The sequence below is a fragment of the Pseudonocardia aurantiaca genome, assembly GCF_039526725.1.
Lineage (GTDB): Bacteria > Actinomycetota > Actinomycetes > Mycobacteriales > Pseudonocardiaceae > Pseudonocardia > Pseudonocardia aurantiaca.
In genome coordinates this window covers 372,423-384,953 of the sequence record NZ_BAAAJG010000002.1, presented here as the reverse complement: position 1 = coordinate 384,953, position 12,531 = coordinate 372,423, and the positions used below count along the sequence as shown (strand labels likewise).

The 12,531-nt window shown below is 68.7% G+C and carries 12 protein-coding genes and 1 tRNA gene; 5 read left to right on the top strand and 8 right to left on the bottom strand.

The genetic code is table 11. The features are described 5' to 3' along the window. Positions 1-23 precede the first annotated feature (23 nt). The 4 genes from ABD143_RS03805 to ABD143_RS03790 all read left to right on the top strand — a co-directional run bounded on the left by ABD143_RS03805 (position 24) and on the right by ABD143_RS03790 (position 1,353). Positions 24-242: a hypothetical protein gene (locus ABD143_RS03805; RefSeq protein WP_343971237.1), complete on the top strand. Its 219-nt coding sequence runs from the start codon at positions 24-26 to the stop codon at positions 240-242. Positions 243-494: 252 nt separating this feature from the next. Continuing rightward, a tRNA-Arg gene (locus ABD143_RS03800) sits at positions 495-567 on the top strand. A 278-nt stretch (positions 568-845) separates the two neighbouring features. After that, the gene (locus ABD143_RS03795) at positions 846-1,085 is read left to right on the top strand and encodes a hypothetical protein (RefSeq protein WP_343971235.1); all 240 of its coding nucleotides are present in this window, start codon (positions 846-848) and stop codon (positions 1,083-1,085) included. Positions 1,086-1,134: 49 nt separating this feature from the next. Beyond that, positions 1,135-1,353, top strand: coding sequence for a hypothetical protein (locus ABD143_RS03790; RefSeq protein ID WP_343971232.1), 219 nt, complete (start codon positions 1,135-1,137; stop codon positions 1,351-1,353). Between the two features lie 397 nt (positions 1,354-1,750). On the opposite strand, the gene ABD143_RS03785 is transcribed toward ABD143_RS03790, so the two are convergent. The 5 genes from ABD143_RS03785 to ABD143_RS03765 all read right to left on the bottom strand — a co-directional run bounded on the left by ABD143_RS03785 (position 1,751) and on the right by ABD143_RS03765 (position 5,077). Beyond that, entirely contained in the window at positions 1,751-1,984 is a 234-nt protein-coding gene (locus ABD143_RS03785; RefSeq protein WP_343971229.1) for a hypothetical protein, read from the bottom strand. A gap of 110 nt (positions 1,985-2,094) precedes the next feature. Further along, a complete protein-coding gene (locus tag ABD143_RS03780; RefSeq protein ID WP_343971226.1) occupies positions 2,095-2,484 on the bottom strand; it encodes a hypothetical protein in 390 nt (129 codons plus the stop codon). A gap of 856 nt (positions 2,485-3,340) precedes the next feature. Continuing rightward, a complete protein-coding gene (locus tag ABD143_RS03775; protein ID WP_343971223.1) occupies positions 3,341-3,517 on the bottom strand; it encodes a hypothetical protein in 177 nt (58 codons plus the stop codon). A gap of 8 nt (positions 3,518-3,525) precedes the next feature. Next, positions 3,526-4,851, bottom strand: a complete 1,326-nt coding sequence (locus ABD143_RS03770) for a tyrosine-type recombinase/integrase (protein ID WP_343971220.1) — start codon at positions 4,849-4,851, stop codon at positions 3,526-3,528. Between the two features lies 1 nt (position 4,852). Then, the gene (locus tag ABD143_RS03765; protein ID WP_343971218.1) at positions 4,853-5,077 is read right to left on the bottom strand and encodes a hypothetical protein; all 225 of its coding nucleotides are present in this window, start codon (positions 5,075-5,077) and stop codon (positions 4,853-4,855) included. A gap of 320 nt (positions 5,078-5,397) precedes the next feature. Here ABD143_RS03765 and ABD143_RS03760 point away from each other — a divergent pair, with 320 nt between their 5' ends. Beyond that, the gene (locus ABD143_RS03760; RefSeq protein ID WP_343971215.1) at positions 5,398-6,048 is read left to right on the top strand and encodes a hypothetical protein; all 651 of its coding nucleotides are present in this window, start codon (positions 5,398-5,400) and stop codon (positions 6,046-6,048) included. 73 nt (positions 6,049-6,121) lie between these two features. Here the strand turns inward: ABD143_RS03760 and ABD143_RS03755 are convergent, their stop codons facing one another. From ABD143_RS03755 to ABD143_RS03745, 3 genes are all read right to left on the bottom strand, one after another. Beyond that, complete coding sequence (locus tag ABD143_RS03755; RefSeq protein ID WP_343971212.1) at positions 6,122-6,826, bottom strand: MvdC/MvdD family ATP grasp protein; 705 nt, start codon at positions 6,824-6,826, stop codon at positions 6,122-6,124. Positions 6,827-7,125: 299 nt separating this feature from the next. Beyond that, positions 7,126-7,584 (bottom strand): hypothetical protein, encoded by a 459-nt coding sequence (locus ABD143_RS03750; RefSeq protein WP_343971209.1) that lies wholly within the window; start codon positions 7,582-7,584, stop codon positions 7,126-7,128. Between the two features lie 231 nt (positions 7,585-7,815). Beyond that, positions 7,816-12,156, bottom strand: coding sequence for an ATP-binding protein (locus ABD143_RS03745; protein WP_343971206.1), 4,341 nt, complete (start codon positions 12,154-12,156; stop codon positions 7,816-7,818). Positions 12,157-12,531: the final 375 nt, after the last annotated feature.

The window sequence follows — 12,531 nt, the reverse complement described above, 5'->3', positions numbered from 1 at the left end:
CCCCCGGTGCTCGCCCTCGGGCGATGCTGTGGTGCCCCCGGCACCCGGACCGCACGGGCGAGCGCGTGCGCCACTACGCCGCTGCGGCGGACCACCGCCGGGATCGGCTTCTGGATCGCCGGGATCGGACCTGCGTTCCGCTGGAGCTCACGATCCCGTTCCTCACCGGGGCGGCCTTCACGGGCGGGATCGGCGCGATCAACGGGCTCGGCAACATCGGCGGCTGCATCGGTACGTGCTGACTCTCGACCCTCTCGGTTACGTGCTGCGCCGCCAGGCCGCACCGCCGCCCGGGCCGACGTGTCCGGCTCCACGGAGAGATGCACCGCCCGGCGGGGCGTGATGCGGGTCGGACAGCCACCGAGCCAGAGCTCGACCGGTCCGATGACCAGCACCTCACCGCAGCGCCCGACCGGACATTGGCGAGCCGCCGTGCCCGCACCGTGCCCGAGGCACCGACCGGAGCGGCCCTGCGGTTACGATGTTGCAGGTCAGCCCTCGTAGCTCAGGGGATAGAGCATCGGTTTCCTAAACCGTGCGTCGCAGGTTCGAATCCTGCCGGGGGCACCGAGAAAGGCGCTGGTAGGGGCGTTGACCTGGCGCGCGCCGTTGGCGTCTAGGGCGTTCACCCCCTCCTGAACCCCTCCGTGGGCGGCAGAACCCCTCCGCCCTGTAGGGTGGTCGGGCACCCAAGGCCTGGCAGCTCTGGAGATCGGAACCATCGACCTCTGGAATTGCGCGTGCCGTGGAACAAATACAAGCGCTGCCGTCAGCACGGAAGCCTCGACCGCGCCGCCGACCCGGGCCTAGCCACCCCGGACCGGTAGGCCGAGGGGAGTCCTGCCGTGCTCGCGTATTGGCCGCTGCTGTCGATGGCTGTCTTGCTGGCCTACCCCGTCTACATGTTGTTGATGGCCGGCGTCCTACGCCTCTGCGGCGTCCCGAAGGACGAGATCGCGAACTGGGCACTGCGCCAGGCGGACCGGCAGCGCTTCACCGACCTCCTCCGCGCCGCGCGGGGGCTCGAGCCACCTCCGGCCGACACGCCGCCCGCGCTCCCCGCCCCGACGCCGCCGCCTGGGTAGCGTGCGCCCACAGCCATTCGCCGGGGCGCAAGGGGAAGGTTGTTGCGCCTTGGTCGAGCTATGGCCATATCTCGGCGTCTTCGCGCCGTTCATCCACCCGCTCTACGTGCTGTCGATGGCAGTGGTGCAGCGCGTCTGCGGCGTTCCGAAGGCCGACGTCACGGAGTGGGTCAAGGATCAGGCCGCGCGGAAGCGCCTGACCGACTTCATCCGCGCTCTCCGCGGCCTGCCGGGGTCGGAGAAGCACGACCCGCCCGAGGACGGCTAGCGGTACGGGCGCACGTGCGGCGACGGTGGCGCGAGGGCCGGCTGAGCCAGTCCTCCGCCCACTCGCCGACCTGCTGGCGGCTACGGCCGAACGCGAGCAGCACGAGCCCGCCCAGGACGACCCAGGCGAGCAGCAGGAAGGGGATGGCCCAGCTATTCGCCAGCAGACCAGAGATGAAGGACGGCACGGCCGGGGCTCCTCAGGCGACGCGAATCCGATCGGTACATCGATCGCTCCTTCGGGTGCCTGGCCGCTGCGGCCGTGGGTGAGTGCTGATCAGGTTACAGATCACCCGGCCGCGCTCCGGGTTCGACACACCCCAGTTATCCACAGGCGGCCGCGTAGTGGCACGGCGTGGGTGTGTCCATCCCCGACAGCGGCCGGGCGGTCCTGCCCGCTACGCCATCCCGCCCGGAGGGCCGCCGCGGCGGAACCACCGGAACAGCTCCGCGAGCGCGCGGATGACGTCGGCCTTGTCCTTAGAGTTGGTCTTGTGCAGCGCAATCGCGAGAGCGATCACCATGCCGAACATGATGATGGCGGCGGTGAGCACCGGCACCATGTACGCGATGGTGTAGTCGGGCGTGGTGAACGGCACCTGGGCAGGGGGCCCCGCAGGCAGTAGGGTCAAGCTGTCGCTCCTGGTGTTCTGAAGGGAACTGCGGGTGTGCGACGCGGAGGGGCAGCCTGCGCCTAGGAAACGGGGCTGTCCCTCAGTCGCGTCTCGGGGGCGACGTTGCCCTAGAACGGCGGTTCGTCGTCGATGGGTGGACCGGGTGGCGCCGAGCCCCACGGGTCGTCCTGCCGGAGCTGGAACTGACCCCGGCCCACCGATTCGATCTCGTTGTTGTTCTTGAGACGGGTGAGGGCAGCCCGGACCGCGTTGACCGGGTCGGCGGAGTCCGTTGTCCAGCCGTTCTCGCGGATCTCGGCCTCGGCCTCGGCGGCCGTGTAGGCCACCCCCGGATTGTCCTGGAATAGCTGGAGCAGCATCTCGGTTGTGTTGGTCCGCGCATCAGAGCCGTCAGCGGCGTGCAGCAGCTGCCGAACGCGCTGCAGCTCGGTGGCGAGGTGCTTCTCGTAGTCCCGCATCTCGCTGAGCCACTGGTCGACGCGGCTGATCATCTCCACGCCGCCAAGGTACAGCGGGCCCAAACGGCGTTTGCCACTCTGTTGGGCGGTCGCCGGGTCGAACGGCCGTTCCCATGCGCCAAGTGGCCAAAGGAGACGAACAGGCGTTTGCACAGCTTGCTGTTCAGTCACTCCTTGTATTCAAAGGGCCACGTGCCGTCGCAGTTGGGGATGGGTAACCCGGTCGCCGTCCGGACGGGCGGGTCGGGACGGCCCGCAGCACTACCCGTGGCGACGTGACCCCCGGTGGTCACTCCCTCCGGCAGTCGTGTACTGTCCTCTTTGGGCAACGCCTCCGTGCCGGCCCAACCACGCGCTACGCAGCTGAGCATCCAGAGCATCGACGCCATCACGCATACAGAGCCACTTTCGCCACCTTCGCGCATACGCATCTACGGCATCCACGGCTAATTCGCATCCACGGCATGCACGCTCTCACACACACGCGCATCTGAACACGATCTCGCATACACGCGCATCTGAATCTGAGAAGCATTCGCCAAATGGCGGTCCCTGTCGGTGCTCCCCGTGGAGAGCTGGTAAATGCCAATCCCCGAGTTGGGATGGTTGGGCATCGTTATCTCAGCCTTTGTGCTGCTCATCGCCCAACCCCTGTACATCGTCATCATGTCCAAGGTGCTGCGCTGGTGCGGCGTCCCCCGGAAGTCTCGGGTGGAGTGGGCGCTCCGCCACGCCGACCAGATGCGATTCCGCCGCGTCGTCTGCGAGCTAATTAGCGCCTTCCGCGGTCGAGGGGGTGATCCCCCGGCTCAGTAGCGGCCGTTGCCGCGAGAGCCCCGGTCGCCGTCCGCGTAGGACGGGCCGGGGCTCTCGTGGCCGTAGAGAGCGGCGGGGGCTACCGCCCGATCGCCCTCCACTCCTGCTCCGAGAAGTCCTCGCCGCACGTGGTGCAGACCTTGTCGCCGGTCTGGGTGCCGAGGTAGTACTCCTTGACGAGCTGGGGATGGCCGCAGGGCGGGTTACCCTTCGCCGCCTGCTCCTCCCGGAGCCGCTTCGCCTCGTCCATCTGCATGCCTAAGGCTAGCCCGCGCTGCGGCCCTTCCGCGCCCGCCGCTCGGCCAGGCTCACGACCCCGGCGGGCAGCGCGGTCGGCTCGGGCTCGGGCGCCGGCAGCACCCCGGGCGGGGGCGGGAGCTGATGCGGCTTGCCGGCACCGGGGCGAGGGATCACGTGGGCGTAGACCTTGAGCGTGATCGTGTAGTCGGCGTGTCCCATCCACACGCTCACCTGCATGTAGTGGTCCGGTGGACCGGCCTGTAGCTGGAGCGTGGCGAGGGTGTGCCGCAGGTCATGCAGCCGGGTGTGCGGTAGCCCGGCCGCCTTCACCGCAGGCTTAAAGATGGTCTTGTAGAAGCTGGCTGGCTCGATCGGCTGCGACCAGTCCAGCCGGGAGGAGTAGTCCTGAACGGTGGCGTTCCTGACCTGCACGCGCCCCGGCTTGCGATGCGGGAACAGGGGCGCCTCCGGGTCGTCGGTGCGCGGATGCACCGTCCGCAGGTAGTCGTCCACCATCTCCGTGAGCCAGTCATCCATCGGGATGCAACGACGGGAGGCGCGCGACTTTGGCGTGTCGGTTAACCATCCGCCCCGCCTCAGGCGTCGGGTGCGCCGGACCGTCACCGCACCGTTCGCCACGTCGCCGATGTTCAGCCCGGCCAACTCCCCGGCCCGCAGTCCGGTGTACGCCAAGAACGCGACGGCGAGCGCGTAGACGGGGTAGCGCCCCTGCACCTGGCGCACGATGGCCGCGACCTCATCGGCCGTCAGCGCCCGGCCCTCGAACTCGCCGTCGGTGTTGTCGGCGCGCGGGCTCCCGAGCTCCACCTTGTCGGCCGGGGTCAAGATGAGGATGTCGTGCCGGACTGCGTACTTGAGCACGCGGGAGAAGGCGTCCCAGACGTGCCGGTAGCTCCGAGCGCTCAGACCCCGCCCGGCTAGCTCCCGAGCCCACGCCTCGGCCCGTTGCGACGTGATCGCGCCTACCGGCACCCCCTGCCACTTCGGCAATACGTGCCGCCGCAGGATGGCCGCGTACTCGTCGCGGGTCCGGGCCTTGAGCTTGCCGTTCTGGACTCCCGGCGTCATCGAATCCAGCCAATCCCGGGCCACCTTGCCGAACGCCACCTCGGCGACCCGAGCGTCCCGGACCCGCCCGGTGGCCTGGCGCTCGCCCTCGATCTCCGCCTTGCGCGCCAGGGCCTCGGCCTTTGTGTGGAAGGTTTGCTGCCGGAACTGCCGGCCACTGTACGAGCGCTCGTCCCACCGCAGCTCGTAGTGGGTGATCACGCCCAGCCGAGGGGTGCACCGGTCACATGAGCTCGGGTTGATCTTCTGCAGGTGCGCCATGTCATCCCGCCTTGAGACGGCGGAACGTCGACGTCGGCAGGTACTCCGCGGGCGGGGCGTCGGCGAACTCGACCCGGACCACGCTGAACTTCAGCCCCGGGTTGCGAACCCACCGGCGCCCGGTGACCGTGACCCAGCGAACCCCGGCCTCGGGGTCCGGTCGCCAGACAGAGTCGCCCGCGCTCAGCTCGGCCGGGTGGACGACCTCGTAGTCCTCTTGCGTCATCTCTGCTCCCTCCGTCCACGGTGGACTCGCGCGGGAGCGAAAGCTACGCCAGTTGAATCTTCAACAGTGCACCTGTTGATCACGAACGACACCTCTTCGTCGGCGTCGCTGCTGGTCAGGGCGGCTCATCGCCTCGTCTGGAGGCGGGCCGTCTTACGCCCTGCCGCTTGCGCCCGGGAGCACGCCGGGTCCTCGCCTCGGAGGGTGCAAGCAACCTCGTGAAGGCGAGTTCCGCGTCGGTCAGGATGCTGGATGGCCGTGGAGGGCCACGATGATCAGGAGCGGGTGCGCGTGGTCCTGGACATGGCGGGCGTGTAGCCGTGGCCGTGAACCTGCTGCTGTCCTATGCCTTCCACGAGTCCACGGATCTGGCGAAGCTGCGCCGCGGGCTGGTGTGCGGCCAGCTGTTGCTCGACTCGGGCGCGTTCACCGCGCACACCACCGGGCGCACCATCACCCTGGACGCCTACGCGAAGTTCCTGGAGCGCTGGCGCGGCTGCTGGGACCACGCCATCACCCTGGACGTGATCGGCGACCCGCGGAAGACCGCGGCGCATACCCGCAAGCTGCACGAGCGCGGGCTCCCGGTCATGCCGGTGTTCACCCGCGGTGACTCGGTCACGGAGTTCGACGCGATGGTCCGCGACGCCGGGTATGTCGCGGTCGGCGGCACGGTCGGTTTGGGTACCAAACCGCAGCGGGAGCGGGTCACGATGCTTCAGCGACGCGCCCAGGATCTGGGCGGCGGCATTCACGCGCTCGGCGTCGGCGCGATCTCCACCCTCCGCCCGGCGCGCCCGTATTCCGCGGATGCCAGCTCGGTCTCGGGTGCGTTCCGCTTCGGCACGGTCGTCTATTTTGATCGCCTACGAGATGACCGTCACCGCGTACCCGGGTACCGACGGCGTCTCGATCAAGCGCCTGTTCATGGAGGGCTGGGCTCCGCCCGTCGTCACCCCGTGACCCCGTGATCTCGGGGACCGGCGTGCGCTTCTTCTGGTGAGCCTCGCGCCGGTCCCCGAACCCGCTCCTTAAAATAGGAAACTACTGACCAACTAAGAATTGCCCCAGATGCGCCGTAAGTGGCTCCCCCGTCAATAGCTCGGCGAACAGGTACTGCCCGCTCGGATTCACTTCGAGGAATACATACTCGCCTTCTTGCGTCATCCGGAGGTCGATGGCGCCAAAGTCGAGTTCGAGATTGGCCATGAAGTCCTGCAATTGAGCCGCAACCAAGCCATCCAGATTATGTCGCATCGTTGGCACCGCGAGGTCTAGCCTCGCATCGGTTGGGAAGCGGCCCTGTCCCGAGTGGATCTCCGTAGCGAAACTAGTTCCGCCAATGAATGTCACTCGTACATCGATCCTTGCAGGGATGTACTCCTGGAACATTGCCGGACAGTCTCGAAGCGTGGGCAATCGCGCACGATCATCATCCCCAAAAAGACGTGTCGGTACCGGCGGAGCGTTGCGTGACACGCCTATTCGCTTGTAGATCAATGCCTGCTCATTGGAGGCGAAAGCAAGCACGGCATCTGGACGGTTGGTTATTAGAGTACGCGGCACGCGGAGTCCAACACCCTCTGCCTCGCGTAGTTGGTAGGCTTTCGATCCTGCTACTCGCTCCTTGCTCGGCTTGTTGACCCAGCGCGCGGTGGTGCACCATTCAAGGCTCTCGCAGAACGTCAGCCATTCATCTGCAAGAAAATTTGTTCGGAACCTATCCCCACCTTCCGGATTTGGCGGCACGGGGCGTCGCCACCAGATCGTCCGAACGTGCTGCAAATCTATTGATCCGTCATTCTGGGTGGGCGTAAGGATAGATCGGCCGCAGTGTCCCACCCTCAGCTCAAGAAGGTGGTCATCGCCTAGTCGTGCTAGATCCACCCAAGCAACATCCAGCCCTTTGAGTATCAGATTGTCCCACAAGCTTCTAGCGTGTAGGTCCTCTGGAGGCGCAACTATCAAAAGCGGGAGTGAGTCGGACATGCTATGAGTGACTGACTGCCGTGACGGGAGACCCGCGGACCGCAGGTCGAATCCTAGTCTCAACTGCCGCCGCCGTCTGAGCCGCAATTCCAGGAGGCGGCACGAAGGTGATGGGCGAAAAATACTTGATCTCCGACAGGCTTCTCGGGATCCCAGCCAAGCCGACGACCGAGGGCCTCCTCCAGTCTCAACAGTCGTTCCTCGCCCAGCATGCTGACATCGCGATCTGGCATGCGGCCGTCTGCCGAGAAGATCTCGCGGATCAGTTTACGATTCTTCTTGCCTGCAATCGGATCACCACCTTTACGCACCGTGTACGGTCGTAACTCGTGAATCACGGCGCCCTCTCGTAGGGCGAGTTGCACTGGCCTGCCGCGCGCCTCGAACATTTCCGGTGCATTTTCGCCTCCGGCCCAATCACTGAGATCGTCATAGCTGCCGTGAGGCAATACCCACGTCCCTTGCAGGTCGGCAACGAAGATCACATCGGCGTCCTCACCGACGAGATAACCTGCCATCACGCATCTGGACGAAGCCCGCCCCATTTGTGTTAGGCGAGTGACTTCCTTTGTCTCTAGGTTTGATGCGTCCGATGGAATTGTCACCGCTACCCTCCAATCGCAAGATCGGCCATGCACGGAGGCCACGATTAGTGGCAGGTCGTGCCAGGTCTTGTTAGGACGGACACAGTACAGGAATTCGGCTCCAGATGCCACGACTGGTGGCTGATCGTCTATTTGTAGATCATTTCAAGATCCGCCATCGGTCCCGATAAGGAGTCCAATGTCGAACTTAGAGTAACCGACCAGCAGTAGGACGTCCACGAGCCCCGGCGCGCGGCTCGTGGCGATCCTCGCGCGGATCGGCGCCGTGCGTCGGTCGCCGTGGTCGAGCCAGTCCGCGGCGGCCCAGGCACCACCCGCTGGCAGGTGCTCGGGGGACTGGCTCCTGGCCCTCTGCAGTCTTGCTGCTGCTCGGCATGACAGGCGGTCGGTGCGGCGGCGAGCTGGGACGTCGGTGAGGTACGGGTCGCGGGCGAAGCGGTCGTCGCGGGTGGCGTCGCCCACCACCAGCGGCTCGCCCATCCGCTGGGCGTATCGCAGCACCGACATCGGCACCGCGCGTTCGTGCCCGATGCCGCTAACCGGGGCGCCGCCGCCGCTGTCGGGGGCGGGCAGCAGCCAGTCTTGCCTGTCGTCGCTCCACAGCAGCAGGTGTACGCCGGTGGCGCCGGTCATCGCGCTGAGCACCTGGGCCACGCGGGCGTGCAGGCGTTCGATGCTGGTTTCGGAGCTCAGCGCCTGCGACGCGGACAGAATGCCGAGCAGGTCGATCGTTCCGGTCGTGAACGTGGAGCGACGATGGAGCACATCAGCGGGTTGGTCACCGCCGAGCCCGGCCTCCATATCGGCTCCTGGCCGCAGGGTCGGGTAGGCCCAGTCCAGCTGGGCGACTTTCGCGGTCGCCCCCCACGCGGCGTACTGCTGGCGGGCCTGGGCGAGCAGGTCGTAGCCGGTGTGTTCGATGCCGTGAGCGAGAAAGAAGCGGGCGGCGCGTTCGGCGATCAGGGCCCGATGCCAGGGCCGTCGGCGGCCGGCGGCCTCGCGCCGGGCGGTGTCGAAGGCGAGGACGGCGGCGCGGAAGTCGCCGACCGCCCAGGCCCGCTCCGCCTCGACCAGCCGCAACAGGTGCAGGAAGTTCGCCGGGGCGTTCGCGGCGCGGGCGGCCAGCCACCGCGTCACGTCGTCCAGCTCGGACAGCAGGCCTCCGCGCTCGTCACCGTGGCTGGCGCGGGCCTGCCCGGCCAGGGCCAGCCCGCGCAGCAGGCGGGCCACGGCGGTCGGGTAGTTGCCCGGGGCAGCCGGTAGCAGCGGCATCGCGGCCGCCGTGTGCCGCGTTAGGGCGGCCGGATCATCGAAGACGCCGGCGACGATCGCATGGTTGATATGCGTGTGGAGAAGCGGCAGCGGGTTGTCGGCGTTCCTGTCGGTGGGGACCGCCTCACCGGCTGCGGCGGGGCTTTCGCCGCGCAGCACACCAGCCAGCCACCGGCAGCTGTCGAGCCACTGGATGGTCTGTTCGCTGCCGGTCCGCCGCACGAAGACCAGCCCCGCCTCCACCTCGGCCATCAAGCTGTCGAGCGATGGCGCGCAATCCAGCAGGTAATGCACGGTCGGGTAGTAGGTGTAGCCGGCGTTAGCCAGGTCGCCCCCCGCGATCAGCCCCTCCCGGGCCCGCTGATCGGCATGAAGTGCGCTCTCGATCGGCTCGAAGCACCAGCTGTGGTGAGCGAACAGGTGGCGCGCCAGCGAGGTCGCGGGCTCGTAGCCGCGGGCCTCGCCCAGCTCCACGATCCGCCGCAGCGCCCGATACCCGGCGGCGTAGTCGCCGCGCACCGCCACCGCAGCGAAGGCGACGGCCCCGGCGGGGCCGACCAGGGTAGGGCCCGGGCCGTGCTCGAGCCAGATCCGCAGCGCCTCCAGGCTCAGCCACGCCTGCACAGCGTGGTCGGCGACGAAGAAGGCCGCCGGCAGGACCGCGTCGAGCAGACGGGTCGCGGCGAGCAGCGCCGGCTCGGTGATCTCCGGCCGAGCCAGATCATCGGCGGCGTCGGTGTCATCCAGCCACCGGTACAGATGGTCGAACTGGCGGTCGAGCTCGGTGGGGAGCCGGTCCGCAGCCGGGACGGCGATGCCCAGCTCGCGCAGCGATTCGATGCCCAGCCCGATCGCCTCCGCGAAACGGGTTCGGTGGGTCAGGCTGCGCACCTGCACCACAGTCGCGTCCGCGCGCGCCAACGCGGTGGTGCACAGCCGCTCGATCGTGCGGTACTCCTCGCCCGCCTCCTCCAGGCGCCCCATGCTGTACAGGGCGGCGTGGCGGCCGGTGTGCACCTCGATCAGCGTGGCGGTCTCGCCCGGGTCGATCAGCCGCAGCGCGCCGGCCAGCAGCGCGCTCACCAGCGCGTAGTCCCCGATCAACGCCGCCTGGTCGGCGGCGCGCCGCAACAGCCCCACCACCACCCGCCGCTCCGTGGCATCGTGGACCGCGGCGACCACCGGCAGGTACTGCTCCGCCGCGACCGCGAACAATCCCGGCACGGCCGCCAGCCGCCGCGCCATCGCCAGCTGCAGGGTTCGTCGCCGCCGCGGGTCCAGCCCGCCCAGGATCACCTCGCGGATCCGGTCGTGGCGAAACCGCACCGCCTCATGCACCCCAGGTGCCGCCACCAGAACACCGTCCTCGAGGGCGGGCGACAGCGTCCGTTCCACCACGCTCGCTGGCGCGGCGGTCGCGGCCTGCAGCACCTTCACCTCGACTCGCCCGCCCAGACACGCCATCGCCTCCACCATCTGGAAAGACTGCGCCGACATGGCGTCAACACGCGCCGCCAGCAGCCCCGCCACCTCGGACCGGCCCAGGTGAGCGCGCACCGCGGCGTCGTCCCATCGCCACCTGGCCGCTGTCGCCATCAACACGCTGTCACGCCGCAGCGCGTTGAGCAGCTCCACCGTGTCGTACGGATTGCCGCGCGTATGCGGCTCGATCACCTCGGCCAGGCCGGCCGCCGCGGCCCGGTCCACCCGGAGCATCTCGGCCACCATGGTGACGAGACTCGGCACGGGCAGATTGACCAGGCGCAGGTGCTGCACTGTTGCCTGTTCCCGCCATCGGGACAGCGGCGCGGCCAGCGCATGTGCCGCGTCCACGTCGTCTTCGCGGTAAGCACCCACCAGCAACAGGCCGTCGATCGGCTCCTCGCTCAGCACGAGGTCGACGAAGCCGAGTTGTGTGCGCCCGGCCCACTGCAGGTCATCGACGAACACCACCACCGGCCGTTTCCGCGGGGCGACCGCCCGCAATACCGCCACAGCCACTTGCTGCGCCCGGACCTGCGCGGTCAGCGGATCCCCCGGATCGGGCGGCGCCGCCAGCAGCGCCGCGAACTCCGGCACTGTCGCGGTCAGCAGACCCGCGTTCGGCCCAACCGCCCGCAAGATCCGCTCGCGGACCTGCGCCAGCTCATTCTCCGGCTCGGCGAGCAACAGCCGACCCAACGCGCGAAACGCCTGATTGACCGCGTCGAACTCCAGGTCCCGCCGATACGGGTCGAACTTGCCGGCCACAAGCCAGCCATCACTGCCGGTCACCACCGGCCGCAGTTCGTCGACCAGCGCCGTCTTGCCCACCCCCGGCGCCCCGCTGACCAGCACCCCGCGGCACCGGCCCGACGTCACGTCCGCGAACGCCGCCTCCAGCGCGGCCACCTCGTCGTCGCGGCCCACCAGCCGCGACGGGGGCAGCAGCCGCAGCGGAACATCGTGCTCGCCGACCCGCAGCGCAGCGGCTCCCGGGCGTGCGCCGGCGTCCCGCAACCGCTCCAGGTCGTAGACCGCGCCGTCGGCGGTCTGGTAGCGGTTGTCCGGTTCCTTCTCCAGCAGATGCATGACGATCGCCGACAGCGGCCCCGGTACGGCCGGGTTCACCTCCGCCAGCGGCACCGGCACCCGCGCCAGGTGATCGTGGGTGAGCCGCAGCGGGTCGCCGAAGCCGAACGGTGGCCCGCCCGTGGCCAGCTCGTACAGCGTCGCACCCAACGCGTACAGATCGGCACGCTGGTCCACCGACCGGCCGGTCCGCCCGGTCTGCTCCGGCGCCAGATACGCCAGCGTTCCGACGATCTCGGTGTGGTGGGTGAACTCGGGACGGATCTCGGCGAACGAAGTCGCCAACGCGAAGTCCACCAGGCACGGGGCGCCGCCGCGACAGAGCACGATGTTCGCCGGGGTGATGTCCCGGTGCATTACCCCCCGGCGGTGCATCCCCGCCACCGCCTCCGCCAGCTCCACCGCAAGCCCGATCAGCTCGTCAACCGCCAACGGCTTGGTCAGCCCGGCCAGGCTCGAGCCACCGACGTCGGCCAGCAGGATCGACCCCGGGTACCGCGGCGTCTCCACCAGCTGCGCGACCCCCGGAGCACCGCGCAGCCGTTCCAGCATCGCCAGCTCGTGCCGCAGCCGGCGTTCCGCGTCCGGCCCCAGGGGCTCCTTACGGACGACGCTGCGCCCAGGAAAGTAGAGCCGAGTCACGCGCGTGCGCTCGCTCGCATGCAGAACTTCGGCCCGCGCTGGCGGGTCTCGGCCCGGCAGCGCCCCGCCTGCCGCCATCCGACACCTCCACGCACGGTCGGGCCCATCTCGTGCCGCGCCTACACCTCTTCGAGGGCCAAAGGCGACTATTCACGAGACCGCGAGGCGGCGCGACCCCGCTAGCCGCACCCGGCACCGGGGCCAGCCCGGTGACCTAGGCCACGGCGCGCAGAGAGGCTGATGGGCCAGGGGGCAGTTGCGTCGCCGTTAACCGGTACCTGCGCCACCGGTCGGCCGTGTCGGTCTTCGCCGACGCCGCAAACACCCGGCGCCCCCGCCCGTTCGGGGTCGGCACGAGCGCGGCGAAGTCCGGGC